This is a genomic window from Pseudomonas sp. BNK-44-b, from assembly GCF_047456245.1.
Classification (GTDB): domain Bacteria; phylum Pseudomonadota; class Gammaproteobacteria; order Pseudomonadales; family Pseudomonadaceae; genus Aquipseudomonas; species Aquipseudomonas machongensis.
In genome coordinates this window covers 4,623,744-4,649,487 of the sequence record NZ_CP179908.1, presented here as the reverse complement: position 1 = coordinate 4,649,487, position 25,744 = coordinate 4,623,744, and the positions used below count along the sequence as shown (strand labels likewise).

Below are 25,744 nucleotides of genomic sequence, written 5' to 3'. Positions count from 1 at the left end.
GATCGGTGCTGCCTGCTGTTGTGCGCCAATGCCTGCTTCACAGACGGCTAACCTGTTGGGCGGCCGCCCGGACCAGAGGGGAAATGGCGTAATGGCAACGGTAGACCGCTGGCTTCTGCCAGATGGCATCGAGGAAGTACTGCCACCTGAAGCGGCGCGCATCGAGATTGCGCGTCGCCAGGTGTTGGACCTGTTCCAGAGTTGGGGTTATGAACTGGTCGTCACCCCACATATCGAGTACCTGGAGTCGCTGCTTACCGGCGCCGGCCAGGACCTGGATCAGCGTACCTTCAAGGTGGTCGACCCGCAGTCCGGTCGCCTGATGGGTTTCCGTGCCGATTTCACGCCGCAGGTGGCGCGCATCGATGCCCACACCCTGCGCCGCGAAGGCCCGAGCCGCCTGTGCTACGCCGGCAGTGTGCTGCACGCCGAGCCGCGTGCGTTGTCGACTTCGCGCAGCCCGATCCAGTTGGGTGCCGAGTTGTATGGCGACGCCAGTCCGACCAGCGACGTCGAAGTGATCAGCCTGATGCTGACCACCTTGCAACTGACCGACGTTGCCGATGTGCACATGGATCTGGGGCACGTCGGTATCTACCGTGGCCTGGCTCGTGCCGCCGGCCTGTCGGGCGCGGTCGAGCAGCAGTTGTTCGATGCGCTGCAGCGCAAGGCTGTCGATGAAGTTCACGAGCTGACCGCCGACCTGCCGAAAGACCTGGGCAACATGCTGCGTGCCCTGGTCGAACTGTGCGGTGGTCGTGAAGTGCTGGCCGACGCCCGCGTGCGCCTGGGCCGAGCTCCGGCCAGCGTGCTGGCGGCCCTGGACGACCTGCTGGCGATCGCCGATCGCCTGGCGGCGCGTTACCCGGACCTGCCGCTGTACTTCGACCTGGGCGAGCTGCGCGGCTACAACTATCACACCGGCGTGGTGTTCGCGGTGTTCGTACCCGGTGTCGGCCAGTCGATCGCCCAGGGTGGACGCTACGATGACATCGGCGCCGACTTCGGCCGGGCACGTCCGGCCACCGGTTTCTCCACGGATTTGAAGACCCTGGTCACACTGGGGCGAGCGGAGGTCGTATTGCCTTCTGGCGGCATCTGGATGCCGGACAGTGGCGACGCGGCCCTCTGGCAGCAGGTCTGCCAGTTGCGCAACGAGGGCCAGCGTGTGGTCCAGGCACTGCCTGGCCAGCCGCTGAGTGCTGCTCTCGAGGCGGATTGTGATCGGCAATTGATTCAGCAAGACGGGCGCTGGCAGGTTCTGCCGCTGACCCATTGAGATTCTTCGCCGGCAATGGGCCGGCAACCAAGTTGCGTGAATGAGGACAAGTGTTATGGGTAAGAATGTCGTCGTCCTGGGCACCCAGTGGGGTGATGAGGGCAAAGGCAAGATCGTCGATCTGCTGACCGAACATGCTGCCGCCGTCGTGCGTTACCAGGGCGGCCACAACGCGGGCCACACCCTGGTGATCAACGGTGAGAAGACCGTTCTGCACCTGATCCCGTCGGGTATCCTGCGAGAAGGCGTACAGTGCCTGATCGGCAACGGCGTCGTCGTCGCGCCGGACGCCCTGATGCGCGAAATCACCAAGCTCGAAGAGAAGGGCGTACCGGTTCGCGAGCGCCTGCGCATCAGCCCGGCTGCTCCGCTGATCCTGTCGTACCACGTGGCGCTGGACCAGGCCCGCGAAAAGGCCCGTGGCGAAGCCAAGATCGGCACCACCGGCCGTGGTATCGGCCCAGCCTACGAAGACAAGGTCGCCCGTCGCGGCCTGCGCGTGGGTGACCTGTTCCACCGCGAGCGTTTCGCCGCCAAGCTTGGTGAGCTGCTGGACTACCACAACTTCCAGCTGGTCAATTACTACAAAGAGCCGGCCATCGACTTCCAGCAGACCCTCGACGAGTGCATGGCCTATGCCGAGCAGCTCAAGCCGATGATGCTCGACGTCACCGCCGAACTGCACAACCTGCGCCGTGCCGGCAAGGACATCATGTTCGAAGGCGCCCAGGGCTCGCTGCTGGACATCGACCACGGCACCTACCCGTACGTCACCAGCTCGAACACCACCGCTGGCGGCATCTCCACCGGTTCCGGCGTTGGCCCGATGTACCTGGACTACATCCTCGGTATCACCAAGGCCTACACCACCCGCGTGGGTTCCGGTCCGTTCCCGACCGAACTGTTCGACGAAACCGGTGCTACCCTGGCCAAGCGTGGCCATGAGTTCGGCTCCACCACCGGTCGTGCCCGTCGCTGCGGCTGGTTCGATGCCGTGATCCTGCGTCGTGCCATCGACGTCAACAGCATCTCGGGTATCTGCCTGACCAAGCTGGACGTGCTGGACGGTCTGGAAACCATCAACATCTGCGTCGGCTACAAGAACGAGAACGGTGCGGTGATCGACGCGCCTTCCGATGCCGACAGCTACATCGGCCTGGAGCCGGTGTACGAAGAGATGCCAGGCTGGAGCGAGTCGACCCTGGGCGTGAAAGCCCTGGAAGAGCTGCCGCAGGCCGCGCGCAACTACATCAAGCGCATCGAGGAGCTGGTCGGTGCCCCGATCGACATCATCTCCACCGGCCCGGACCGCAACGAGACCATCGTGCTGCGTCATCCGTTCGCCTGATCTGCCTTCTGGCTGATCCTGCGCCGCAGCCCTGCAAGGGGTTGCGGCTTTTTTGTTCCTGGCTGCAGTGGTCTTTCGCGGGTAAGCCCGCTACCACGGTTCATCGGGCTGCTAGACCTTGGCGTATTTCCCTCCTGCTTCAGGCATGACCCTTGCTGTAAGAAGATTCTGTAGATGCCATCAAAGTAATGGCGCCAGAAACACGGGGGTTCAAACGTGTCTGCCATCCTCTCTCTGTTACGAAGCCGCCTCCTGCGGCCTGTTTTTGTTGCACTTGGTATCGCTCTTCTGGTGCAAGTCGTGGTCGCCGTGGTGCTGACCCGCAGCACCGTCACTGCGCTGGAGGCCGACCTGGGCGAACGCCTGGGCGCTGACAGTCGCAAGCTGGCAGGTGAGCTGGAGCAGGCCGGGCAAGATGTGCGCTCCGGTCTCGACAGCCTCTCGGCCAGTACCCGGCAACGCCTGAGCGCAGGGCTTTCCACGCGATTACAGAGCGAACAGCAACAGCTACGCACCACGCTGGAGCAAAGCCTCAAGGAGTCGGCCAACGATATGGCCGAGTTGCTGGCCTCGGTGGCACCGAGGGCGATCTGGGACAATGACGTCCCCACGCTATCTGACTTCGCTCGTCGCGCGCAGCGCAATCCCAACGTGTTGTTCGTGATCTACGACAACGCCGAGGGCGAGCACCTCACCCGTTACCTCAACCGCCAGAACCCGATCAATCAGGCGCTGATGGAAAAGGGTCAGGGCGAGCGGGCGCTGGACAAGGTGCTCGACGCTGCGCGCCGGGATCCATCGGTGTACTTCGTCGAGGCTTCGATCAGCCCCAATGGCGCCCAGATCGGCAAGGTACTCATGGGGGTCTCGACCGCCGCCGTCGATCAAGAGCTCAAGGCGCTCGACCAGCGCTTTGCCGCCCTGATCGCCAGTGGCGAGCAACTGGTCGGCGAGAGCCTCGGCGCTGCCGCGGCCGATAGCGGCAAGACCCTGCAGGCTCGTCTTGAGACCGCGCAGAACAGCGCCACTGCCATGCAGGCCAATACCGCGCAGACGGTTCGCGACGCGGCCGGCGAGCTGCGTTGGCGCATCGGCGTCGGCCTGGTGCTGGTCGGGCTTGGCGTGCTGTTGGTGGTTGCCGTGGTGCTGGGGCGGCGGGTGGTCAGCAAGCTGCGCCTGCTCATTGCTGCCCTCGACGACCTGGCCGCCGGGGAGGGCGACCTGACCAAGCGTGTGGCGCTCGACAGCCGTGACGAGATCGGCGACATGGCGTCGGCGGTCAACCGCTTCGTCGACAAGCTTCAGCCGATCGTTCGCGAAGCCGGTGAAGTGGCCCAGCGTACCGGGGTGGAAATCGGCACCATGGCCCAGCGCAATGCGGGGGCCGATGCAGCGGCAGCGTTGCAGCGCGACGAGGTGGCGGCGAGTCTGCGCGACCTGTCGAGCATGGCCGACGAGGCTCAGGCCGAGAGCCACGCCATGCAGGCGGCGTTGCAGCAGGTCGTGGATATCCGCCAGGCTACCGACGAGAACAGTCGCGCTTCGACCCAGCTGGCCAAGCTGATCGAGAAGCTGGCGGGGGAAGTGGAAAGCGGCTCGCAGGTCATCGAGCGCCTCGCCAAGCAGAGCGAGCAGATCGAAGTGGTGCTGACCGTGATCCACGGCATCGCCGAGCAGACCAACCTGCTTGCGCTCAATGCGGCGATCGAGGCGGCGCGTGCCGGTGAGACAGGGCGCGGTTTTGCAGTGGTAGCCGATGAAGTGCGGGCTCTGGCAAGCAAGACGCAAAGCTCCACCGGCGATATCCAGGCGCATATCGTTGCCTTGCAACAGGGGGCGAAAGAGGCTGTGGCCACCATCGGCCAGGCGGGGCGCCAGGCCAGCGAAGGGCTGCTGGTGTTGCGTGATAACGAACGCCGCCAGCAGTCGGTGCAGGCGGCGGTGGAGCAGGTGCATGCCGCCATCGGCCTGGCGACTCGTGCCGCCGAGCAGCAAGCCAACGGCGCCCAGGCGGTGCGGGGGCGGGTCGAGAATATCCACGCGCAGGCAGAGCGCTCGGCCGAAGTGGTGATGCAGACCACGGCCAGCAGCAAGGTGCTGGATGATCTGGCGGCGCAGTTGAGGGCGAGTCTGGGGCAGTTCAGGGCTTGAGCAGGCGTCAATCCAGATAGGCAGGAGATATCGGTGAATCGCCCGGGGGCGCCAGCATTTTTGTAACGCTGTGCTTGTATCGTCAGCGCCAAGGTGCCGAACCGACCAGGCCGGCCACGGGATAAATACCGCGCGGTAGTATTCGTTAACGTTGTGGCGAATTGATATCGCTCAATGTCCGGCTGTTGCAGCTCCGCTAGGCTCGCACCTTCAGGGGGCGGCTGCAGCAGCTTCACATTCATGGAGAGAATAATAAATGCAATGGATGGGCGACATGCTGGCGGCGGTTTATGACGCGCGCGATACGCAAACGTTGTTGGAAGAGGTCAAGGCAGCCGCGCGCCGTCTGGGCTTCGATTACTGTGCTTATGGCCTGCGCACGCCGCTGCCTGTCACCAAGCCGCGGATCGTCATGCTCAGCAACTACAGCCGGTCATGGTGTGATCATTACCATGCCAATGGGTACCTGCTCCTTGACCCGACGGTCCGCCACTGTCAGCGCTCGATGCAGCCAGTGGTCTGGGGCGACGAAATATTCGCCGACGCTCCGCAGTTGTGGGATGAGGCACGGCAGGCCGGTCTTCGCCACGGTTGGGCGCAATCGTGTCTGGAGGGGAGCAAGGGCGGGGGGATGCTGACCCTGGCGCGCTCCGGCGAAGGGATCGGCGCATGTGAGTTGCGTGCCCATGAGACGCGGATGCGCTGGCTGGCGAATGTCGCCCACCAAGGCTTCTCGCGGCTGCTCTCGGACTCCTGGCAACCGCAGCCGCAGTCCCCGCTCTCCGAACGTGAGCGCGAAGTGCTGCGTTGGGCTGCCGATGGCAAGACGCTCAACGAGGTTGCCGACATCCTCACCTTGTCGATTGAAACGGTGAAATTCCATACCCGCAATGCCGGCGCCAAACTGGGCGCTGCAAATCGTACGGCAGCGGTAGCGCGGGCGGCGCTTCTGGGGTTGCTGGCCTAGCGCGAACGCCCTGCGCTTATGTGCAGAAGTACCCTGCCAAATAGTGCAGTTTTGCTATCACCCTACTTCGAGTCGAATACGCGTCCTTTCCACATTGGCCGGAGGACGCGAGATGGAAATCGTCGTTGGAACACAGCAGGAGCTGGGGCAGGCGCGCTTGCTGCAGATGGACCGTTACCGTTATCGGGTATTCGTCGACACCCTGGGGTGGGAGTTAGCGTGTGATCCAGGTCGCGAGCGTGATCAGTTCGACCATGACGAGACGCTCTATGTGCTTGCCTGCAATGATCAGGAGCAGGTCATAGGCACGGCGCGTGTGCTGCCTACCAACCAACGCTACCTGCTTGCAGAAGTATTCCCGCAGTTGATGGGCGATCAGACACTGCCGTGTGATTCGCGGATCTGGGAGCTGTCGCGTTTCTCCGCCATGGATTTTGGTCTGGCCGGGCGGACCTCTGGCGGCCAATTTTCTTCCGTCGTCGCCACGCAGTTGCTGGATGCCGTGTTGCGCTGTGCGGCCGCTCGGGGCGTGCGGCAGTTGATCACCGTGTCGCCACTAGGCATCGAGCGATTGCTGCGCCGTGCAGGCTATCGCGCCCGTCGAGCCGCGGCGCCGGTGCGCGTGGGCGACCATTGGCTATTCGCTTGCTGGATCGACGTCCCGACCCAGGCCTGCACAATTGGGGAGGTTACAGATGCCGCGGACTATCGTTCAATCCACCGCGCCGCATGAACCCCCCTGGCTGCGGCCTGGACACCATCACTTGAAAGGACTTCTCCATGGATAACATTCTGGTCGTAATCGGTCATCCTGACTTGAGCAGCTCGCGGGCCAATGCCGCCATCGTCGAAGCCCTGCAAGGTAGCAATGTCACGCTGCACCCCCTGTCGGCCGCACTGGGCAGCAATGGCTTCGACATCGCCGCCGAGCAGAAGCTGCTGTGTGCCCACGAACGCATCGTGCTGCTGTTCCCGCTGTACTGGTACTCGTGCCCGGCGTTGATGAAGCGCTGGATCGACGATGTCTTCACGCCCGGTTTTGCCTATGCGCGCGGTGGTGACAAGCTGCAGGACAAGGAGTTTCTGATCGTCACCACCGTCGGGGCGCCAGCGTCCGGCTACCGTGCGGGCGGGTTCAACCGTTTCACGCTGGATGAGCTTCTGCGACCGCTGCAGCAGACCGTTGCCTACGTGAAAGGTCATTACCTGCCGCCGATTCCGTTGTTCGAGTCGGTGTTCATCGCCGATGAGCCGCTGGACGAGTCGGCGCGTGAAATCGCGGGCTTGATCACCAGCCGCCAGGAGTCACCCGACGAGGCCTACGAGAAGCTCCTGCTCAAGGCCGAATTGGCTGCCATCGCCCTGCTCCAGCAATGACAGGGGCATGCAGATGATGCCCGCGGCCCTGATTTGCGCCCCCAAGGATGTTCGCCTGGTCGCCGAGCTTGCGCAGCTGGATTTCCTGCACTGCGCTGCGGTGCGCATCGGCGGGCGCGTCACGGCCCTGCAGGCATACTGCGCGATGACTGCGCATATCCCGGCGTGGCTCTCTGCGGCTTTTCGCCTTCGTGACTTCGTTTCCCGCCGGTTCCGTGTGGCCGACATCCATGGTTTCACACCCCGAACGGCCGAGCGGGAACCTGCGGTGGGCGAGCGCCTCGACTTCTTCACGGTGGAGGCGATCGATGCGCATCGGCTGGTGCTCACTTCGCGCGATACGCACTTGGCGGTCATGGTCTGCCTCGATCTCACGCCCGCAGGCGAGGGCGTGCAGCGCTTGAGCGTGACGACCTCCGTCCAGCGGTACAACGCCTTCGGAAGGCTTTACATGATCCCGGTCGGCCCTGCTCACGGCCCCATCGTCAAGCGCATGCTGAAGAACGCTGTGCTCGCCTTCCCCGTCGAACCCTATTAGGTAATCAACATGGAACGTCAGTTACCCCTGACTCCACAGGTCTTGCACAAAGGGACTGTGGACGACGTACTGCTCTGCGGATTTCAGGATCTTCTGCCGGCTCGTCTGACCGTCGAAGAGACCAACTTCCTGCTCGAACATCTCGATGAGCGCGGGTGTGCTGCGTTGGGCGTCCTGTATCGCGACGACGCTCAAGGTGGCCGGGTGCTTGCCAGCATTCCCACCACACTCGGGCAGGAAGATTTCGACTCCCTCGACAGTTTCGAAATGAATGCCCAGGCCTACTATGCCTTGCACGAGGGGGGCTACCGACTGTCCGCTGCGTGGCTACCGCGTCAGGTCGAGTGCTACCTGCAGAGGCGTTTCGGGTTGCCGGCAGCAGATCCGGCGTTGGTCACTCAATTGGCCGACACGCTGCACGCGCTGCCGGGTTGGACACGTGCCAACCTGTCGTCGTACGGCCTGATGAACGACACCAACAACTACTTTTTCTACAACAAGCCCCATGAGCACGTGCCTGGCCTGATGCTGATCGAAGTGGCTCGTCAGGCGATGTACCACTATTTCTATAGCCATTCGGGTTACCGGCGCGGTGAAATCTCGATCTCGATCGAAGACTTGTCCGTCTCCTTCAATAACTACACCGAGTCCACCTATGCGGTGGAGGTTGTAGTCCAGCACAGCGCTGGCGAGAAGCGCGCCCTGCCCCGGACGGTGGACAAGACCGCGATGTTCTTCCAGAACGGTAATCTGGTCACCACGCTGCGCCTGCGTGGCAGTGCGATCAAGATGCCGCTTTTCAAGCGCATGCGCACGGTCAACTTTCCGGAGAGCCACTGGTTCGCCCCCTCCAACCGCGTGTTGCCGCAGGTTTTGTTGCACACGGCGCGCGGCACGGCAGTCGAGGGGTTGCTCGAGCATGTTTCACTGCGGGCGGTGAGGTTTCGCGTGGAGGAAAACGCGCAGGCCCATGAGGTGGTGCAACTGTCCATCTATGTGCGGGACATGGGTTTTCTGAGCTTTCCGATCGTCGAGTGCCGACCTTCACAACAGCCTGCGGTGCAACTGGCCGTATTCGCCAAGCTTGATCGCGCCACGCTGTCGACGCTCAAGGAAGTCATCAAGTGCCACTGCTTCCACGAGCCCTTGCAGGAACTGTCGGTGGCTGCGCTGGCAAGCAATGATGCCCAGGGCGCGCCTTGCAATGATCGGCAGAGCGGGTAACCGGCGTGGCCTCGGGATACCCGCTGACGCGCCAGTCCATCACCCTCGGACGACACCTGAACCTGAAGAACCGTGTGTACTTCGCACCCATGGGTATCGATCTGGGTCGTGAAGGTTGCCTGACGCCGCAGATGCTGACCTTCTACAAGGGCATCATCGATGGAGGCTGCGCCATGGTGGTATTGGCCAACTCCGCAGTCGATGCATCCACACGGCTGCACGAGGGAGGGTTGTGCCTGTACGAGCAGCGTCACGTCCACCACTTGGCGCCGCTGATCGACTACGGGCGGGAAAATGCCTGCCCTGTGGTCGTGCAATTGCAGCACTACGGCAGCCAGGGCGATCTGGCTCGCAGTGGCGGAGTTCTACTGGCGCCCAGCCGGGCAGTGGGTAGTCGAAGTCGTCGCGGCACGAGGGTCATGACTCACGAGGATGCCCGCAGCGTCTGTGCCCAGTTCGCCAATGCAGCACGTCTGGCGCAGCAAGCCGGCGCCCGCATGGTGCAATTGCAGGCCTCCAATGGCTACCTGTTGAGCAGCTTTCTCTCGCCCTACAGCAACCGGCGAACGGATCGCTACGGCGGCTCGCCATTGCGCCGGGCCCGCCTGCTGCTGGAGGTCATGGACGCGATCGTGGAGGCAACCCAGGGCGGCATCGACATCTCCGTGCGTCTGGGTATCGATGATTGCCTGGGTGACAAGGGGCAGCAACCGGCCCTGCTCGAGCAGGTGGTGCCTGCGCTGGAGCGTGCAGGCGTGGCGGCCTTGATGTGTTCGGCGGCAATCAAGGAGACGTTCCATTACATGCTGCGCGCCGATCCGCGTGTCCACGCCATGCTGGTGCATGGCGTGAAGCACATCCGCGAACTGACGTCGCTCCCGGTGGGCTTTGCCGGCTTCACTGGCTCGCTGGCCCAGGCCGAGGCCTTGCTCGAGCTGGGTGTCACTGACCTGGTGGGCATGAGTCGTGCCCTGTTCGCTGACAACGACCTGGTGAACAAGTCGTTGCAGGGCAAGCCGGGAAGTGTCCATGCCTGTCGATTCGAGGGCAACTGTTTCCGTGACAAGAGCAATCCCCAGCTGGATCGCGTGTACTGCTGCGTCAATGACCGGTACAAGCGGCCAGCCTCTATTCGATATGACTAAGGAGAGTCCAGATGCAGTTTCAGGGAAAGACCATCGTTGTCACCGGTGGCAGCAGTGGTATCGGCCTGAGCATTGCCCGGCGGCTGAGCGAGGAGGGGGCGCGCGTCGTTGTGCTCGGCCGCAGCCTGGAGAAGGGGCGTTCGGCGCTTGAGCAACTGGGCGCGCAGGCCAGTTTCATCCCGTGCGATGTAGCTGAGCCTGGCGCGGTGCGCGATGCCTTCGCCGAGATAGAGGCGCGTTTCGGCGGACTCGACCATGCCGTCAATGCAGCGGGTATCACTGCACCGTATGCGCAGGTCGCCGACCTTCAGGTACACGACTGGGAGCGGGTCGTGCGTATCAATCTGAACGGCCCGTTGTATTGCCTGCAACATGAGTTGCGGTTGATCGCCAGGAAGGCAGGCGGCTCGATCGTCAATCTGTCCTCCTGCGCGGGGGTGATGGCCATGCCCAACCAGGCTGCTTATGTGGCGAGCAAGGCAGGGCTCAACGCCCTGACCCAAGTGGTGGCGATGGAGAATGCCTGCGACCGCGATGGGCGCCATGCAGTGCGTGTCAATGCGGTAGCGCCAGGGCCGATTCTTGGCGGGATGAACTCTCCGCAGCGGCTGGCGGCCAATCCTGCGGGCACCGAGCGCAAGATCAACGCTACGGTCATGAAGCGCTTCGGCGAGGCAGGCGAGGTGGCTGCTGCAGTGTTGTTCCTGCTTGGCGACGGCGCCAGCTACATGACTGGCAGCGTGTTGAGCGTCGATGGCGGCTATCACATCGGCAAGTTCGAGTGAGGCACTGATGGCTCACATATTCATTACGGGCGTCAGTTCGGGCATCGGGCTGGCACTGGCCAGGTTACACCTGGAGCGGGGCGATGAGGTCTGGGGTATTTCGCGACGGGTACCAACGGCGCTGCTGGAGCATCCACGCATGCATTTCCGGGCGCTGGATCTTTGTGCGGGCGAGGCTGTCCAGCCTGTTCTGCAGGCCTTCATCGGTGAGACGACATTCGAAACGGCCTACCTTAATGCCGGAACATTCGGCAGCGCCCCGGAGCTTGCGAGCAATACGCCAGTGGAGTCCTTCCGCTCGGTGCTGGAGCTCAACCTGGTAGCGGTGAAATGGGTACTTGACCTGCTGCTGTGCCGACAGGCCAAGGTTAGCCAGGTGGTGTTCTCGGCCTCGGTTTCAGGCATTCGTCAGCGCGCAGGCATGCTTTCCTACAGTGTCTCCAAAGCCGCCCTCAACGCCCTGGCCAAGGTCTACCAGCTGGAGAATCCGCAGGTGTTCTTTGCGGTGCTGGGGTTATGCAATGTCGCCACCACCGTGGCGCAAACCATCCTGCAGGCCGACGAGCGCTTTCCCGAACTGGTGGCCTTGCGAGAGCGCTCGACGCAGCCGGGGTACATCGTCAGTGCGCAACAACGCGCCGCGCAAATCGTCGAACTGCTTGGTCGACGTCACGCGATCGCGCTGCAATCAGGACAATTCTACGAAGTCAGAGCGCTTCTCGAACGCATGCACATGGAGGTTTGCCAATGAATCAATCCCGTTACGCCAACATCGTCCGGATCGGCGCTGTATATGACATCGTCGCCACCCTGCCATTTGCCGTTCCACTGCTGAGTGCCTGGGCATTCCAGCTTTTTGCCGGGCTCGATGCCTGGCTTGGCCTGGGGACGTCCTTCAGTGTGCTCGACCCAACCTCGATGTTCTTCATCAATCTAGGCGCCCTGGCTTATGTCATCTGGGGTGTGGCGCGCCTGCGCGAACCTTCGGTGGCCAATGGTCGGCTCGATGCGCTGTTGCGTCTGTTGGTCGTCGGTCTGCAGATGGTGGCTCTGAGCCAGGGAGCGACGCCGATCCTTTGGGGGCTGGCGGTGGTTCTTTCGGTTTTCGCGGTATTGCAGTTGCGCAGACCGAGCCATGTCGTCAGTGCCGGACCGGAAAAACGCGCGCTGGGCTATTGAATGGCTGGGCCCGGGCTGCCTGCGCCCGGGCCTCGATGCTACGCCTTGTTCAGGTACATCCGTGTCGTCAGCAGGTATACCGGCAATCCCGATACCAGGATCAGCAGCGCCGCGTAGGGCGCGGCGGCGGCGAACTCGACATTGGCAGTGTGCGCCCAGACTTCCGTGGCCAGGGTAGTCATGCCAGTCGGGCTGAGCAGCAAGGTCGCGGTCAGCTCCTTCATGGCATCCAGGAACACCAGGGCGAAGGCCGCAGCCAGGGCCGGGAAGATGATCGGTAGCGTGACCCGGCAGAATGCCGCGAAGCTGCTGGCGCCCAGGGTGCGGGCGGCTTCCTCGAGCGTTGGCGAGGCCTTGTTCAGCGCTGTGCGCACTGGCGCCTGGGCCAGCGGCAGGAAGAGCAGGGCGTAGGCCAGGATCAGCAGCGCAGTGGTCTGGTAGAGCGCTGGCACGTAGTGCAGGGCGAAGAACACCAGGGTCAGAGCGATCACCAGGCCGGGAAGCGCATGCAGCAGGTAGGGCAGGCGTTCGGCCCAGATCGCCAGGCGGCCTTTATAGCGCACCACCAGGAAGCTGATCGGCAATGCCAGCACTACGCAGAAGCCAGCACCGCCCAGCGATACCGACAGGGAGGTCAGCAAGGCCTTGCCGATTGCCGCCGCCGGGAAGGCTGCCGACGAGCCGACACTCAGCCAATAGCCAAGCATGGCCAGCGGAATGCCGCTGCCCAGCACCGCCAGCCCGAGACAGAACAGCTGTGCTGGCAGGCTCCAGCCTTTGAGCCGCAAGGGCTGTGCCCGACGCGCCACGCCCTGGCCGATGCGCACGTGGCGGGCCTTGCCGCGCACGCGCAGCTCCAGCCAGAGCATCACCAGACACAGTGCGAGCAGCACAGCCGAGAGCATTGCGGCGTTGGCGTTGCTGAACTCCAGTTCGAACTGCTGGTAGATCGCCGTGGTGAAGGTCTGCAGGCCGAGGATCGACAGTGCGCCGAACTCCACCAGCATGTGCAGGGCGATCAGCAGCGCGCCGCCGAGCATGGCGGGCCACAGCAATGGCAGGGTGACCTTGAGGAACACGCCCCAGCGGCTGCAACCGAGGGTGCGCGCCGACTCCTCCAGCGAGGTGTCGAGGTTGCGCAAGGTTGCCGCCACCGGCAGGAACACCAGCGGATACTTCGACAGCGCCATGACCAGGATCGCCCCGCCGAGCCCTTCGAAGTCCGAGCTCAGCGACACCCAGGTAAAGCTGCTGACGAACGAAGGTACGGCAAACGGCAGGCACAGCACCACGCCCCACAGGCGGCGCCCGCGCAGGTCGCTGCGTTCGAGCAGCCAGGCCAGCGCCAGGCCGACCACCATGCACACCAGGGTGACCCCCACCATCAGCAGCAAGGTGTTGCGCAGCAACCCCCACACGAAGGAGCGCCAGAGCAGGCGCAGGGCTTCATGCAAGCCGGCTTCCCAGGCCTTGATGGCGACATACAGCAGTGGCAGCAGGCTCATCGCCACCAGGAACAGCACAGGCAGCACCACCCACACGGAGGGGCGCTTGCGGCGTGGCACGAAGCGTACCAGGACCGGATCGGGCGCGGCGGCAGTCATCAGAGCAGACCGACCTCACGTTCGAGCTCGATGGCTTCTTCGGCATTGCCAAGGTCGGCCGGGCTGATCTTCGGTGGACGCAGCTCTTCGAACGGCTTCAGGCCGCGGTCGGAGACCATGCCTTTGTGCAGGGGATATTCGGCGGTGGTCTGGGTGATCACGCGCTGGCCTTCTTCGCTGGCCATCCAGTTGAGCAGTGCCTGGGCTTCCTTGGGATGCTTGCTGGCCTTGACGGCCGCAGCGCCGGAGATCGTCACCAGGTTGCCGGCGTCACCGTCGGCCAGGTAGTAGAGCTTGGAGTCGAGCTTGCCGCGCTCGCGCTCCAGGGCGTACCAGTAATAGTTGTTCACCAGCACGGCAGCGACTTCGCCTTTTTCCACTGCTTTCAGTGCAACCATGTTGTTGGTGTAGGTCTTGCCGAACGCCTTCAGGCCGGTCAGCCATTCTTCAGTGGCTTCGCGGCCGTGCATCTTGAGGATGGCGACGGCCTGCTCCTGGAAGGCGCCACTGGTCGGCACGTAACCGACGCGGCCATCCCACTCGGGATCGGCAAAGTCCATCACGGTGGTGGGGAGGTCTTTCTCGTCGATCTTCTTCGGGTTGTAGACCACCACGCGGGTGCGCGCGGTCACGCCCATCCAGGTGCCGTTGGCGCCCACGTATTCCTTGGGCAGCATGTCCAGCGTGGCGTCGTCGATCTTCGCCAGCAGGCCCAGTTCGCCCAGGTTGTTCAGTGGCGGGGATTCTTCGGTGTAGATGATGTCGGCAGGCGAGCGCGCGCCTTCCTCGATGATCTGGCTGGCCAGCTGATTGCTGCTGCCCTTGCGGATATTGATGTGGATACCGGTCTTGGCCTCGTAGGCCTTGGCGATGGCTTCGCCGATTTCCTTGTGCTGGCCGTTGTACATGGTCAGCGTGACCGGTTCGTCTGCCAGGGCGGCCGGCGCGCCAATCACCAGGCCCAGGACAGCGGCGGCCAGGGTGCGCATCAGCGGTTTCGGGCGGATCGTCATGCGGGTACTTCCTCGCTTACGGCTACATATTTCGAAACAATGGTAAACGAAATCGTTTCTCATGTGGCCGTATGAAGGCAAATAGTCGAGGGGAGGTGGATGCGGGGGCAGTGGGGGGCAAAAATCGCAGGCAAGAAAAAACCCACTAGCAAGCTAGTGGGTTTTTATATGGTGCCCAGGAGAAGACTCGAACTTCCACGACCGTTAAGTCACTGATACCTGAAACCAGCGCGTCTACCAATTCCGCCACCTGGGCAAAGCTTTTACATCTACTGCATGAAACTTGAATCGTGTTGCTGAATGACAGAAAAATCTGCTATCTATCACTCGAAATATTTGGTGCCCAGGAGAAGACTCGAACTTCCACGACCGTTAAGTCACTGATACCTGAAACCAGCGCGTCTACCAATTCCGCCACCTGGGCACACATTTTGTCGAGGTCACATGATGCTTTACATCAGGTTTCATCTCAACTACAACGTCGGCTGTCCGTCGTTGTGGTGCGCACTATACGGATGCCCCTGAGGGCTGTAAAGCCCCGGATCGAAAAAAATTTCAAAAAATTCAAGTTGTTGATTCCAGTGACCTAATGCCGCTGCCGGGGTGCCCCGCAGGGGCTGTCCAAGGCAAAGATTTCCGGTTTCAATACGCCTATGCCAGAATTCCTATCTATATACCCCAAGGTGAACCCCTTCTGATGGCCGATTGGCAATCCCTCGATCCCGAGGCCGCTCGCGAAGCGGAAAAATACGAGAATCCCATCCCCAGCCGTGAGCTGATCCTGCAGCGCCTTGCCGACCGTGGCGAACCCGCCGCGCGCGAGGAGCTGGCGGCAGAGTTCGGTCTGTACGAAGAAGACCAGATCGAGGCCCTGCGCCGCCGTCTGCGCGCGATGGAGCGTGATGGTCAGCTTATCTATACCCGGCGCGGCACCTATGCCCCGGTAGACAAGCTTGACCTGATCTGCGGCCGCGTCTCCGGCCACCGCGATGGCTTCGGCTTCCTGATCCCCGACGACGGCAGCGAAGACCTGTTCCTCAGCCCTGCGCAGATGCGCCTGGTGTTCGACGGCGACCGCGGCCTTGCCCGCGTGTCCGGTGTCGATCGCCGTGGCCGCCGCGAAGGCGTGCTGGTCGAGATCATCTCCCGCGCCCATGAAAGCGTGGTTGGCCGCTACTTCGAAGAAGGCGGCATCGGCTATGTGACCCCCGACAACCCGAAGATCCAGCAGGAAGTGCTGGTGACTGCGGGGCGCAACGGCGGCGCCAAGATCGGCCAGTTCGTCGAGATCAAGATCACCCACTGGCCGACCCCGCGGTTCCAGCCGCAAGGTGATGTGGTCGAGGTGATCGGTAACTACATGGCGCCGGGCATGGAGATCGATGTCGCCCTGCGCAGCTACGACATCCCCCACGTCTGGCCCAAGGACGTGATCAAGGAAGCGCGCAAGTTCCGCTCCGAAGTCGAAGAGAAGGACAAGGAAAAGCGCATCGACCTGCGCCACCTGCCGTTCGTCACCATCGACGGCGAGGACGCCCGCGACTTCGACGACGCCGTCTATTGCGAGCCGCTGGGCAAGCTGCGCCTGTTCTCCGGCGGCTGGCGCCTGTACGTGGCGATCGCCGACGTTTCCAGCTACGTGCGCCTGGGCTCGGCCCTGGACGTCGAGGCCCAGCAGCGTGGCAACTCGGTGTACTTCCCCGAGCGTGTGATTCCGATGCTGCCCGAGGAACTCTCCAACGGTCTGTGCTCGCTGAATCCGCATGTCGATCGCCTGGCCATGGTCTGCGAGATGACCATCAACAAGGCCGGCCAGATGGTCGACTACCAGTTCTACGAAGGCGTGATCCACTCCCATGCGCGTCTGACCTACAACAAGGTCAGCTGCATGCTCGAGCACTCCCGCACCCGCGAGGGCAAGGCCCTGCGCGAGGAGTACAGCGCGGTACTACCGGACCTCAAGCACCTCTACGCGCTGTACAAGGTGCTGGTCGATGCCCGTCATACCCGTGGTGCGATCGACTTCGAAACCCAGGAAACCCGGATCATCTTCGGCGAAGACCGCAAGATCGACGAAATTCGTCCGACCGTGCGCAACGACGCCCACAAGTTGATCGAGGAATGCATGCTGGCGGCCAACGTCGCCACTGCCGAGTTCCTGCAGAAGCACAACGTGCCGTCTCTGTACCGCGTGCACGATGGGCCGCCACCGGAGCGCCTGGAAAAACTGCGCGCCTTCCTCGGTGAGCTGGGTCTGTCGCTGCACAAGGGCAAGGACCCCTCGCCGAAGGACTACCAGGCCCTGCTGGCAAGCATCGCCGGGCGCCCGGACTTCCACCTGATCCAGACCGTCATGCTGCGCTCGCTGAGTCAGGCGGTGTACAGCACCGAGAACAATGGCCACTTCGGCCTGAACTACGAGGCGTACACCCACTTCACCTCACCGATCCGCCGTTACCCGGACCTGTTGGTGCACCGCGCCATCCGTAGCGTGATCCGCTCGAAGATCGACACCCCGCACGTCAAGCGCGCCGGTGCGATGAGCATTCCCAAGGCGCGGATCTACCCGTACGACGAGAACAGCCTCGAGCAGATGGGCGAGCAGTGCTCGATGACCGAGCGCCGTGCCGATGAAGCCACCCGCGACGTGGTCAACTGGCTCAAGTGCGAATACATGCGTGATCGCGTGGGCGAAACCTTCCCAGGCGTGATCACCGCGGTGACCGGTTTCGGCCTGTTCATCGAGCTGACCGACATCTATGTCGAGGGTCTGGTGCACGTCAGTGCGCTGCCGGGCGACTACTACCACTTCGATCCTGTGCATCACCGCCTCGCCGGTGAGCGCACCGGTCGCAGCTTCCGCCTGGGCGACACCATCGAAGTGAAGGTGATGCGCGTCGACCTCGAGCAGCGCAAGATCGACTTCGAACTTTCCGAAGCCGCGATCAAGGCGCCGGGCGGCCGCAAGCCGCGTAGCGAATCGGCTGACGCCGGCAAGCCTGCGACCATCAAGGGTGCGGCCAAGTCTGAACCGGCACCGGCCACCGAGGCGAGGATCTCGCCCAAGCCGCGCAGCCGCAAGAGCGAAGCTTCTGAAGCCTACTTCCCGAAAGACGCCGTGCAGCGTAACGCCGAAGTGCGCAAGAGCCGCGAGATGAAGAAGGCGCTGATGGGGGATGCGCGGCAGCACACCAGCAGCAAGGCCGAGAAGGGCAGCAAGGCTGCGGGCAAGACCAAGCATCGCAAAGGCCCGTCGAAGTCCGGCGCGCCGCGTAAGGGCAAGAGCGGCAAGTCATGAGTCAGCTGGAAAAAATCTACGGCGTACATGCCGTGCAGGCGTTGCTGCAGCACCATCCCAAGCGGGTCAAGCAGATCTGGTTGTCGGAAGGGCGTAGCGAGCCGCGTCTTCAGGCGCTGCTGGCACTGGCTGCAGAAAACCGCGTTGCGGTCGGCCAGGCCGAGCGCCGTGAGCTGGACGCCTGGGTCGAGGGCGTGCACCAGGGTGTGGTCGCCGAGGTGAGCCCAAGCCAGGTGTGGGGCGAAGCGATGCTCGAGGAGTTGCTCGAGCGCACCGAGACGCCGCCGCTGATCCTGGTGCTCGACGGTGTCACCGACCCGCACAACCTCGGCGCCTGCCTGCGCACCGCCGATGCTGCGGGCGCAACTGCCGTGGTGATTCCCAAGGACAAGTCGGCCACGCTGACAGGCGTGGTGCGCAAGGTCGCCTGTGGCGCTGCCGAGGTGATCCCGCTGGTGGCCGTGACCAACCTGGCGCGCACCCTGGAGAAACTCCAGCAGCGCGGCCTGTGGGTGGTCGGCACTGCTGGCGAAGCGGAGCAGGAGATCTACCAGCAGGACCTCACCGGTCCGCTGGTGATGATCATGGGCGCAGAAGGCAAGGGCATGCGCCGCCTGACCCGTGAGCATTGCGACTTCCTGGTGAAGCTGCCGATGGCTGGTAGTGTCAGCAGTCTGAACGTCTCGGTGGCGACCGGGGTGTGTCTGTTTGAGGCGGTGAGGCAGCGTCAGGCCAAGCGTTGAGAGCCTGAAGCGGCGGCGTTCCTTTCGCGGGCAAGCCCGCGAAAGCATCACCGCCGCGTTCACATATCCCGCCAATATGTTTCCGACTGTTCAAATAATCGCCAATCACCTTGCTTGTCCAACCCGCCTTCTCTACAATTGCGCCCCTTGCCGAGCTGGCAGGCGCGCATGTGCCTCTTCTCAAGCAAGACATACAGTGTCATTCACTCCTTGTCTGACCAGATTCGCTGGCAGACTACTAACCCGTAAGGAGCATTCATGCGTCATTACGAAATCATCTTCCTGGTTCACCCGGACCAGAGCGAGCAAGTCGGCGGCATGGTCGAGCGTTACACCAAGCTGATCGAAGAAGATGGTGGCAAGATCCACCGCCTGGAAGACTGGGGCCGTCGTCAACTGGCCTACGCAATCAACAATGTGCACAAGGCTCACTACGTGATGCTGAACGTTGAGTGCACCGGCAAGGCCCTGGCCGAGCTGGAAGACAACTTCCGCTACAACGATGCCGTTATCCGTAACCTGGTCATCCGTCGCGACGAAGCCGTTACCGGTCAGTCCGAGATGCTGAAGGCTGAAGAGAACCGCAGCGAGCGCCGTGAGCGTCGCGAGCGTCCTGAGCATGCTGACTCCGCCGATGGCGACGACAGCAATGACAGCGACTCCAGCGATAACGCTGACGAGTAATCCACGGACCTTTAGAGGAGCCTATTAAATGGCACGTTTCTTCCGTCGTCGTAAATTCTGCCGCTTCACTGCTGAAGACGTGAAAGAGATCGACTTCAAAGATCTCAACACCCTGAAAGCTTACGTATCCGAAACCGGCAAGATCGTTCCAAGCCGTATCACTGGTACCAAAGCTCGTTATCAGCGTCAGCTGGCTACCGCTATCAAGCGCGCCCGCTTCCTGGCCCTGCTGCCCTACACCGACAGCCACGGCCGCTGAGACCGGGTCGTCGACAAGTAGTAAGGGATAGGCATGCGAGCGTTGGCTGATTTCATCATGCGCGGTCGTGTGCAGGCCACTGTCGTGGTGGCTGGTTGTGCGGCATTGCCGCTGTTGTTCTGGTTGAGTGCCGCCGCCGGGAGCCTGGTGTTCCTGCGGCGTGGTTTCAAGGACGCATCCTCGGTCATCGTGTGGGGCATCTTGCCCGCGCTGGCCTGGTGGATCTTCGGTGAGCCGCGCACCTTGATGGTGCTGCTGGGGACGCTGGGGCTGGCTGCGCTGTTGCGCGCCGGGCACTCCTGGAACCGGGTGCTGTTGTCCAGCATCGCCTTGGGCCTGTTGTACGGTGTCATCCTCGGTTCAGTGTTCCGCGAACCGATCGAAGCTCTGGCGCGAGCGCTTGAAAAAGCCCTGCCGCAGATGCTCGACGGTCTCTACCAGCAGTTGTCGGTGGAGGAGCAGGCACACCTGGGGGCACTCATCGTACCGGTGCTCAACGGCCTGATTGCAGCTTTGCTGCAGGTCGTCAGCGTTCTGGCCCTGATGTTGGGCCGGTACTGGCAGGCCGCGTTGTACAACCCGGGAGGTTTTGGCCGCGAGTTTCAAGCGGTGCGGATTCCCCTGGTGCCGGCACTGGTGCTGCTGGCGTGCATGGTGTTCGGGCCGAACTTCGGTTCCGCCGTCGCCTTGCTTACGCCGCTGTGCAGTGTGCCGCTCATGTTCGCGGGCATTGCCCTGCTGCATGGGCTGGTGGCCCAGAAACGCTTGGCCAGGTTCTGGCTGGTGGGGTTGTACGTGACGCTGGTGCTGTTCATGCAGCTGACCTATCCGTTGCTCGTGGTCTTGGCCATTGTCGACAGCCTGATTGATTTTCGCGGTCGCCACTCCCCCAAGGGGAATGATTCCGCGAACGGTGAAGGTTAAAAGTTAAGAGGTTTTACCAAATGGAACTGATCCTGCTGGAAAAAGTCGCCAACCTGGGCAACCTGGGCGACAAAGTAAAAGTTAAGGCTGGTTACGGCCGTAACTTCCTGCTGCCATTCGGCAAGGCCACCGTTGCCAACGCCGCTAACCTGGCTGCATTCGAAGAGCGTCGTGCAGAGCTGGAAAAAGCCGCTGCCGACAAGAAAGCTTCGGCTGAAAGCCGCGCTGCCCAACTGGCCGAGCTGGAAGTGACCATCACTGCCACCGCTGGCGACGAAGGCAAGCTGTTCGGTTCGATCGGCACCCACGACATCGCTGATGCCCTGACCGCCTCCGGCGTTGAAGTGGCCAAGGCTGAAGTTCGTCTGCCGAACGGCACCATCCGTCAGGTTGGCGAATACGACGTAGCTGTGCACCTGCACAGCGACGTTGAAGCCACCGTACGCGTGGTCGTCGTAGCTGCCTAAGCTGCGCTGACTGACTGGCCCCTTGCGGGCCAGCCGGTTAACATCGGGCACGGTCCTGTTTTTCAGGCCGTGCCCTTTGTCTTTTTGAACCCCCCAGAATTCTTGCGTGGCCATGAACGAGATTACCAATCCCGAACAGCTCGACCTGCAAACCGCTGCCCTGAAGGTGCCGCCGCATTCCATCGAGGCCGAACAGGCTGTGCTCGGTGGTTTGATGCTGGATAACAACGCCTGGGAGCGAGTGCTGGACCAGGTGTCCGATGGCGATTTCTACCGGCATGACCACCGTCTGATTTTCCGTGCCGTGCACAAGCTGGCCGATGCCAACCAGCCGTTCGACGTGGTCACCCTGCACGAGCAGTTGGACAAGGAAGGCCTATCGACCCAGGTCGGTGGCCTGGCGTACCTGGCCGAGCTGGCCAAGAACACTCCGTCGGTGGCCAACATCAAGGCCTACGCCGCGATCATCCGTGAGCGGGCGACGCTGCGCCAATTGATCAGCATCAGTACCGACATCGCCGACAACGCCTTCAACCCGCAAGGGCGCAACGCCGAAGAGATTCTCGACGACGCCGAGCGGCAGATCTTCCAGATCGCCGAGGCGCGGCCCAAGACCGGTGGCCCGGTGGGGGTCAACGAGCTGTTGACCATGGCGATCGACCGTATCGACACCTTGTTCAACTCCGACAGCGACATCACCGGTGTTTCCACCGGCTTTACCGACCTGGACGAGAAGACCAGCGGCCTGCAGCCCGCCGACCTGGTCATCGTCGCCGGCCGTCCGTCGATGGGCAAGACCACCTTCGCCATGAACCTGGTCGAGAACGCCGTGTTGCGCAGCGACAAGGCTGTGCTGGTGTTCTCCCTCGAGATGCCTGGCGAATCGCTGATCATGCGTATGCTCTCGTCGTTGGGTCGCATCGATCAGACCAAGGTCCGCTCCGGCCAGCTCGACGACGATGACTGGCCGCGCCTGACCTCGGCGGTCAATCTGCTCAATGACCGCAAGCTGTTCATCGACGACACCGCCGGTATCAGCCCCTCGGAGATGCGTGCACGTACCCGCCGCCTGGCGCGTGAGCATGGCGAGATCGCGCTGATCATGGTCGACTACCTGCAGCTGATGCAGATTCCGGGCTCGGCCGGCGACAACCGGACCAACGAGATTTCCGAGATCTCGCGCTCGCTCAAGGCCCTGGCCAAGGAGTTCAACTGCCCGGTCATCGCGCTGTCGCAGCTCAACCGCTCCCTGGAGCAGCGCCCGAACAAGCGCCCGGTCAACTCCGACCTTCGTGAATCCGGAGCGATCGAGCAGGACGCCGACGTGATCATGTTCGTCTACCGTGACGAGGTGTATCACCCCGAGACCGAGCACAAGGGCGTGGCGGAAATCATCATCGGCAAGCAGCGTAACGGTCCGATCGGTTTTGTACGCCTGGCGTTCATTGGCAAGTACACCCGCTTCGAGAACCTGGCGCCGGGCATGTACAACTTCGACGACGACGAATAACCCCCCAGAACTGAATCGGCCCCCCTGTGGGAGCGGGTTTACCCGCGAATGCGATGTTGAACCCGCCATCGCATTCGCGGGTAAACCCGCTACCACAGGGGGGGCGATGTTTTTCTGGGCGATCACTATGATTCCGACCACCACCGTCGGATTTGGTCAAAATTTGTGCTATATTCCGCGCCCGCGATTTCCCTGCACACCAGAACCGGTCACTGACATGCAAGCAGCCAAACCACTCTACGACTATCCCAAGTACTGGGCCGAATGCTTCGGGCCAGCGCCTTTCCTGCCGATGAGCAGGGAGGAGATGGATCAGCTCGGCTGGGATTCCTGCGACATCATCATCGTGACCGGTGACGCCTACGTCGACCACCCATCGTTCGGCATGGCCATCATCGGCCGCCTGCTGGAAGCCCAGGGCTTTCGCGTCGGTATCATTGCCCAGCCGAACTGGCAGTCCAAAGACGACTTCATGAAGCTCGGCGAGCCGAACCTGTTCTTCGGTGTCGCGGCCGGCAACATGGATTCGATGATCAACCGTTACACCGCCGACAAGAAGGTGCGTTCCGACGACGCCTACACGCCTGGTGGCCTGGCCGGCAGCCGTCCGGACCGCGCCAGCCTGGTGTACAGCCAGCGCTGCAAGGAAGCCTACAAGCACGTGCCGATCGTGCTCGGTGGCATCGAGGCCTCGCTGCGCCGCATCGCCCACTACGACTACTGGCAGGACAAGGTCCGCCACTCGATCCTGGTCGATGCCAGCGCCGATATCCTGCTGTTCGGCAACGCCGAGCGGGCGGTGGTCGAGGTTGCCCAGCGCTTGTCCAACGGCGAGAAGATCGAGTCGATCACCGACGTGCGCGGCACCGCGTTCATCCGCCGGGACACCCCCGAGGGCTGGTACGAGATCGACTCCACCCGCATCGACCGTCCGGGCCGTGTCGACAAGATCATCAACCCCTACGTCAACACCCAGGACACCCAGGCCTGCGCCATCGAGCAGGCCAAGGGCGAGGTGGAAGACCCGAACGAAGCCAAGGTCGTACAGATTCTCGACAGCCCGCGCATGACCCGCGAGAAGTCGGTGATCCGTCTGCCATCGTTCGAGAAGGTACGCAACGACCCGGTGCTCTATGCCCACGCCAACCGCGTGCTGCACCTGGAAACCAACCCAGGCAACGCCCGCGCCCTGGTGCAGAAGCACGGTGAAGTGGACGTGTGGTTCAACCCACCACCCATTCCGATGAGCACCGAGGAAATGGACTACGTGTTCGGCATGCCCTACGCGCGCGTCCCGCACCCGGCCTATGGCAAGGAGCGCATCCCGGCCTACGAGATGATCCGCTTCTCGGTGAACATCATGCGCGGCTGCTTCGGCGGCTGTACCTTCTGCTCGATCACCGAGCACGAAGGCCGGATCATCCAGAACCGCTCCCACGAATCGATCCTGCACGAGATCGAGGAGATGCGCGACAAGGTACCGGGCTTCACTGGCGTGGTCTCTGACCTGGGCGGGCCGACCGCCAACATGTATCGCATCGCCTGCAAGAGCCACGAGATCGAGAAGCACTGCCGCAAGCCGTCATGTGTGTTCCCGGGCATCTGCGAGAACCTCAATACCGACCACAGCTCGCTGATCTCGCTGTATCGCAAGGCGCGTGCGCTGCCGGGGGTGAAGAAGATCCTCATCGCCTCGGGCCTGCGTTACGACCTGGCGGTCGAGTCGCCGGAGTACGTGAAGGAGCTGGTCACCCACCACGTCGGTGGCTACCTCAAGATCGCCCCGGAGCACACCGAGCGTGGTCCGCTGGACAAGATGATGAAGCCGGGTATCGGCAGCTACGACCGCTTCAAGCGCATGTTCGAGAAGTACTCGAAGGAAGCGGGCAAGGAGCAGTACCTGATCCCGTACTTCATCGCTGCGCATCCTGGCACCACCGACGAAGACATGATGAACCTGGCCCTCTGGCTCAAGGGCAACGGTTTCCGCGCCGACCAGGTGCAGGCGTTCTACCCTTCGCCCATGGCGTCGGCCACGGCCATGTACCACTCGGGCAAGAACCCGCTGCGCAAGGTTACCTACAAGAGTGAGGGTGTGGAGATCGTCAAGAGCGACGAGCAGCGCCGCCTGCACAAGGCGTTCCTGCGCTACCACGACCCGAAGGGCTGGCCGATGCTGCGTGAAGCGCTGACCCGCATGGGGCGCGCCGACCTGATCGGCCCGGGCAAGCATCAGTTGATCCCGCTGCACCAGCCGCAGACCGACAGCTACCAGAGCGCCCGTCGCAAGAACTCGACGCCGGCTGGCAGCCACAAGGTGGCCAAGGAGCAGAAGATCCTCACCCAGCACAACGGCCTGCCGCCGCGTGCCAGCGATGGCAGCAAGCCGTGGGACAAGCGCGAGAAGGCCAAGGCCGAGGCATTCGCCCGCAACCAGCAGGCGGCCAAGGAGCGCAAGGAAGCGGCCAAAGGCGGCAAGGGCAACAAGAGGCCGCGCCAGCCAGTGATTCCGCGCTGACCTCCAGGCCCGCAAGGAACATGGTGGGGGCGAAGCGCCGCCCCCACGGGTTCTGTAAAACGATCAATCGGGCTTGTGATCGACCCACTTCGGCGCCACCGGGGCGATGAAGCTGTCCATGCCATCGAGCAGCTCATCCGCCTGCTGACCGAGCAACAGCATCGCCCGGTGCTGCGGCCGCACGAAACCTTCCTCGACGATATGGTCGAGGAAGCCGCCAAGCTTTTCATAGAAGCCATTCACATCCAGCAGCCCCAGCGGCTTGGCGTGATAGCCCAGTTGACCCCAGGTCCAGACCTCGAACAACTCTTCCAGCGTACCCAGCCCACCCGGTAGGGCGATGAAGGCATCGCTGAGCTCGGCCATGCGCGCCTTGCGGGCATGCATGCCGTCGACCACCTCCAGGCGCGTCAGCCCTTTGTGGCCAACTTCGGCGTCCATCAGGCTCTGCGGGATGATGCCGATGACTTCGCCGCCAGCGGCCATGGCAGCATCGGCGACGATGCCCATGAGGCCGACGGCGCCACCGCCGTAGACCAGAGTCAGGCCGCGGTGGGCGATGGCCTGGCCGAGGGCGATGGCGGCCTCACGATAGGCCGGGTTGGCGCCGATGCTGGCGCCGCAGAAGACACAGACGGAACGTACGGGCATTGCTTATCTCCAGTGCAGTTCACCCGCTGCGCAGGCAGCGGGGCACACAGGGTAAGGCGCAATGCCGCGTGCTCCAAGCG

22 protein-coding genes, 2 tRNA genes and 2 pseudogenes are annotated in these 25,744 nt (G+C 62.8%); 21 read left to right on the top strand and 5 right to left on the bottom strand.

What is annotated here, in order from left to right; genetic code table 11:
• The first annotated feature begins 91 nt into the window (after positions 1-91).
• From ACMGGG_RS21190 to ACMGGG_RS21130, 13 genes and pseudogenes are all read left to right on the top strand, one after another.
• Positions 92-1,279 carry an ATP phosphoribosyltransferase regulatory subunit gene (locus ACMGGG_RS21190; protein ID WP_063546403.1) on the top strand — a complete coding sequence of 396 codons (1,188 nt, stop codon included), beginning with the start codon at positions 92-94 and terminating at the stop codon, positions 1,277-1,279.
• A 55-nt stretch (positions 1,280-1,334) separates the two neighbouring features.
• Positions 1,335-2,627 carry an adenylosuccinate synthase gene (locus ACMGGG_RS21185; protein WP_054893188.1) on the top strand — a complete coding sequence of 431 codons (1,293 nt, stop codon included), beginning with the start codon at positions 1,335-1,337 and terminating at the stop codon, positions 2,625-2,627.
• 552 nt (positions 2,628-3,179) lie between these two features.
• Positions 3,180-3,872 (top strand): annotated as a pseudogene (locus ACMGGG_RS21180) (methyl-accepting chemotaxis protein); the annotation flags it as partial.
• A gap of 390 nt (positions 3,873-4,262) precedes the next feature.
• Positions 4,263-4,778: pseudogene (locus ACMGGG_RS21175) on the top strand (methyl-accepting chemotaxis protein); the annotation flags it as partial.
• A 256-nt stretch (positions 4,779-5,034) separates the two neighbouring features.
• Complete coding sequence (locus ACMGGG_RS21170; protein WP_063546400.1) at positions 5,035-5,745, top strand: autoinducer binding domain-containing protein; 711 nt, start codon at positions 5,035-5,037, stop codon at positions 5,743-5,745.
• Between the two features lie 112 nt (positions 5,746-5,857).
• Positions 5,858-6,478 (top strand): acyl-homoserine-lactone synthase, encoded by a 621-nt coding sequence (locus ACMGGG_RS21165; RefSeq protein WP_063546399.1) that lies wholly within the window; start codon positions 5,858-5,860, stop codon positions 6,476-6,478.
• Positions 6,479-6,525: 47 nt separating this feature from the next.
• Positions 6,526-7,122, top strand: a complete 597-nt coding sequence (locus tag ACMGGG_RS21160) for an NAD(P)H-dependent oxidoreductase (RefSeq protein WP_054893190.1) — start codon at positions 6,526-6,528, stop codon at positions 7,120-7,122.
• A 16-nt stretch (positions 7,123-7,138) separates the two neighbouring features.
• The gene (locus ACMGGG_RS21155) at positions 7,139-7,660 is read left to right on the top strand and encodes a DUF2867 domain-containing protein (protein ID WP_323453395.1); all 522 of its coding nucleotides are present in this window, start codon (positions 7,139-7,141) and stop codon (positions 7,658-7,660) included.
• A 9-nt stretch (positions 7,661-7,669) separates the two neighbouring features.
• Positions 7,670-8,884, top strand: coding sequence for an AfsA-related hotdog domain-containing protein (locus ACMGGG_RS21150; protein ID WP_063546397.1), 1,215 nt, complete (start codon positions 7,670-7,672; stop codon positions 8,882-8,884).
• Between the two features lie 5 nt (positions 8,885-8,889).
• Positions 8,890-10,029 carry an NADH:flavin oxidoreductase gene (locus ACMGGG_RS21145; RefSeq protein WP_414154377.1) on the top strand — a complete coding sequence of 380 codons (1,140 nt, stop codon included), beginning with the start codon at positions 8,890-8,892 and terminating at the stop codon, positions 10,027-10,029.
• 11 nt (positions 10,030-10,040) lie between these two features.
• Positions 10,041-10,814 (top strand): SDR family NAD(P)-dependent oxidoreductase, encoded by a 774-nt coding sequence (locus tag ACMGGG_RS21140; RefSeq protein ID WP_414154376.1) that lies wholly within the window; start codon positions 10,041-10,043, stop codon positions 10,812-10,814.
• Positions 10,783-11,565: an SDR family NAD(P)-dependent oxidoreductase gene (locus ACMGGG_RS21135; RefSeq protein WP_063546391.1), complete on the top strand. Its 783-nt coding sequence runs from the start codon at positions 10,783-10,785 to the stop codon at positions 11,563-11,565. The genes ACMGGG_RS21140 and ACMGGG_RS21135 overlap by 32 nt, the downstream gene beginning before the upstream one ends.
• Positions 11,562-11,993, top strand: coding sequence for a hypothetical protein (locus ACMGGG_RS21130; RefSeq protein WP_414154375.1), 432 nt, complete (start codon positions 11,562-11,564; stop codon positions 11,991-11,993). The genes ACMGGG_RS21135 and ACMGGG_RS21130 overlap by 4 nt, the downstream gene beginning before the upstream one ends.
• A 38-nt stretch (positions 11,994-12,031) precedes the next feature.
• Here the strand turns inward: ACMGGG_RS21130 and ACMGGG_RS21125 are convergent, their stop codons facing one another.
• The 4 genes from ACMGGG_RS21125 to ACMGGG_RS21110 form a co-directional block, all read right to left on the bottom strand.
• The gene (locus tag ACMGGG_RS21125; RefSeq protein ID WP_414154374.1) at positions 12,032-13,597 is read right to left on the bottom strand and encodes an ABC transporter permease; all 1,566 of its coding nucleotides are present in this window, start codon (positions 13,595-13,597) and stop codon (positions 12,032-12,034) included.
• The gene (locus tag ACMGGG_RS21120; RefSeq protein WP_063546388.1) at positions 13,597-14,610 is read right to left on the bottom strand and encodes an extracellular solute-binding protein; all 1,014 of its coding nucleotides are present in this window, start codon (positions 14,608-14,610) and stop codon (positions 13,597-13,599) included. The genes ACMGGG_RS21125 and ACMGGG_RS21120 overlap by 1 nt, the downstream gene beginning before the upstream one ends.
• A gap of 169 nt (positions 14,611-14,779) precedes the next feature.
• Positions 14,780-14,866, bottom strand: a tRNA-Leu gene (locus ACMGGG_RS21115).
• An 81-nt stretch (positions 14,867-14,947) separates the two neighbouring features.
• A tRNA-Leu gene (locus ACMGGG_RS21110) sits at positions 14,948-15,034 on the bottom strand.
• A gap of 273 nt (positions 15,035-15,307) precedes the next feature.
• On the opposite strand from ACMGGG_RS21110, the gene rnr reads away from it, so the two are divergent.
• The 8 genes from rnr (at position 15,308) to ACMGGG_RS21070 (ending at position 25,013) form a co-directional block, all read left to right on the top strand.
• Positions 15,308-17,908: a ribonuclease R gene (rnr, locus tag ACMGGG_RS21105; RefSeq protein WP_414154373.1), complete on the top strand. Its 2,601-nt coding sequence runs from the start codon at positions 15,308-15,310 to the stop codon at positions 17,906-17,908.
• On the top strand, positions 17,905-18,651 hold the full coding sequence (rlmB, locus tag ACMGGG_RS21100) for a 23S rRNA (guanosine(2251)-2'-O)-methyltransferase RlmB (RefSeq protein ID WP_063546384.1): 747 nt from the start codon (positions 17,905-17,907) through the stop codon (positions 18,649-18,651). The genes rnr and rlmB overlap by 4 nt, the downstream gene beginning before the upstream one ends.
• Positions 18,652-18,909: 258 nt before the next feature.
• Complete coding sequence (rpsF, locus tag ACMGGG_RS21095; RefSeq protein ID WP_029612766.1) at positions 18,910-19,335, top strand: 30S ribosomal protein S6; 426 nt, start codon at positions 18,910-18,912, stop codon at positions 19,333-19,335.
• Positions 19,336-19,363: 28 nt separating this feature from the next.
• Positions 19,364-19,594, top strand: coding sequence for a 30S ribosomal protein S18 (gene rpsR / locus ACMGGG_RS21090; protein ID WP_003249563.1), 231 nt, complete (start codon positions 19,364-19,366; stop codon positions 19,592-19,594).
• A gap of 33 nt (positions 19,595-19,627) precedes the next feature.
• Positions 19,628-20,518 carry a hypothetical protein gene (locus tag ACMGGG_RS21085; protein WP_054894539.1) on the top strand — a complete coding sequence of 297 codons (891 nt, stop codon included), beginning with the start codon at positions 19,628-19,630 and terminating at the stop codon, positions 20,516-20,518.
• Positions 20,519-20,538: 20 nt separating this feature from the next.
• A complete protein-coding gene (rplI, locus tag ACMGGG_RS21080) occupies positions 20,539-20,985 on the top strand; it encodes a 50S ribosomal protein L9 (RefSeq protein ID WP_003249568.1) in 447 nt (148 codons plus the stop codon).
• 112 nt (positions 20,986-21,097) lie between these two features.
• Positions 21,098-22,495 (top strand): replicative DNA helicase, encoded by a 1,398-nt coding sequence (gene dnaB, locus ACMGGG_RS21075; RefSeq protein ID WP_054894540.1) that lies wholly within the window; start codon positions 21,098-21,100, stop codon positions 22,493-22,495.
• A gap of 217 nt (positions 22,496-22,712) precedes the next feature.
• Positions 22,713-25,013, top strand: coding sequence for a YgiQ family radical SAM protein (locus tag ACMGGG_RS21070; RefSeq protein WP_414154372.1), 2,301 nt, complete (start codon positions 22,713-22,715; stop codon positions 25,011-25,013).
• 63 nt (positions 25,014-25,076) lie between these two features.
• On the opposite strand, the gene ACMGGG_RS21065 is transcribed toward ACMGGG_RS21070, so the two are convergent.
• Complete coding sequence (locus tag ACMGGG_RS21065; RefSeq protein WP_054894542.1) at positions 25,077-25,664, bottom strand: TIGR00730 family Rossman fold protein; 588 nt, start codon at positions 25,662-25,664, stop codon at positions 25,077-25,079.
• Between the last annotated feature and the right edge of the window lie 80 nt (positions 25,665-25,744).

What these genes read in the sequence shown, in the direction of transcription:
- ACMGGG_RS21170 (WP_063546400.1), top strand. Translation starts at nt 5,035, where the DNA reads ATGCAATGGATGGGCGACATGCTGGCGGCGGTTTATGACGCGCGCGAT.
- ACMGGG_RS21125 (WP_414154374.1), bottom strand. Translation starts at nt 13,597, where the DNA reads ATGACTGCCGCCGCGCCCGATCCGGTCCTGGTACGCTTCGTGCCACGC.
- rnr (WP_414154373.1), top strand. Translation starts at nt 15,308, where the DNA reads ATGGCCGATTGGCAATCCCTCGATCCCGAGGCCGCTCGCGAAGCGGAA.
- ACMGGG_RS21135 (WP_063546391.1), top strand. Translation starts at nt 10,783, where the DNA reads ATGGCGGCTATCACATCGGCAAGTTCGAGTGAGGCACTGATGGCTCAC.
- ACMGGG_RS21120 (WP_063546388.1), bottom strand. Translation starts at nt 14,610, where the DNA reads ATGACGATCCGCCCGAAACCGCTGATGCGCACCCTGGCCGCCGCTGTC.
- rpsF (WP_029612766.1), top strand. Translation starts at nt 18,910, where the DNA reads ATGCGTCATTACGAAATCATCTTCCTGGTTCACCCGGACCAGAGCGAG.
- rpsR (WP_003249563.1), top strand. Translation starts at nt 19,364, where the DNA reads ATGGCACGTTTCTTCCGTCGTCGTAAATTCTGCCGCTTCACTGCTGAA.
- ACMGGG_RS21130 (WP_414154375.1), top strand. Translation starts at nt 11,562, where the DNA reads ATGAATCAATCCCGTTACGCCAACATCGTCCGGATCGGCGCTGTATAT.
- ACMGGG_RS21165 (WP_063546399.1), top strand. Translation starts at nt 5,858, where the DNA reads ATGGAAATCGTCGTTGGAACACAGCAGGAGCTGGGGCAGGCGCGCTTG.
- ACMGGG_RS21185 (WP_054893188.1), top strand. Translation starts at nt 1,335, where the DNA reads ATGGGTAAGAATGTCGTCGTCCTGGGCACCCAGTGGGGTGATGAGGGC.
- ACMGGG_RS21065 (WP_054894542.1), bottom strand. Translation starts at nt 25,664, where the DNA reads ATGCCCGTACGTTCCGTCTGTGTCTTCTGCGGCGCCAGCATCGGCGCC.
- ACMGGG_RS21085 (WP_054894539.1), top strand. Translation starts at nt 19,628, where the DNA reads ATGCGAGCGTTGGCTGATTTCATCATGCGCGGTCGTGTGCAGGCCACT.
- ACMGGG_RS21160 (WP_054893190.1), top strand. Translation starts at nt 6,526, where the DNA reads ATGGATAACATTCTGGTCGTAATCGGTCATCCTGACTTGAGCAGCTCG.
- ACMGGG_RS21155 (WP_323453395.1), top strand. Translation starts at nt 7,139, where the DNA reads ATGCCCGCGGCCCTGATTTGCGCCCCCAAGGATGTTCGCCTGGTCGCC.
- dnaB (WP_054894540.1), top strand. Translation starts at nt 21,098, where the DNA reads ATGAACGAGATTACCAATCCCGAACAGCTCGACCTGCAAACCGCTGCC.
- rplI (WP_003249568.1), top strand. Translation starts at nt 20,539, where the DNA reads ATGGAACTGATCCTGCTGGAAAAAGTCGCCAACCTGGGCAACCTGGGC.
- ACMGGG_RS21140 (WP_414154376.1), top strand. Translation starts at nt 10,041, where the DNA reads ATGCAGTTTCAGGGAAAGACCATCGTTGTCACCGGTGGCAGCAGTGGT.
- ACMGGG_RS21070 (WP_414154372.1), top strand. Translation starts at nt 22,713, where the DNA reads ATGCAAGCAGCCAAACCACTCTACGACTATCCCAAGTACTGGGCCGAA.
- ACMGGG_RS21190 (WP_063546403.1), top strand. Translation starts at nt 92, where the DNA reads ATGGCAACGGTAGACCGCTGGCTTCTGCCAGATGGCATCGAGGAAGTA.
- ACMGGG_RS21150 (WP_063546397.1), top strand. Translation starts at nt 7,670, where the DNA reads ATGGAACGTCAGTTACCCCTGACTCCACAGGTCTTGCACAAAGGGACT.
- rlmB (WP_063546384.1), top strand. Translation starts at nt 17,905, where the DNA reads ATGAGTCAGCTGGAAAAAATCTACGGCGTACATGCCGTGCAGGCGTTG.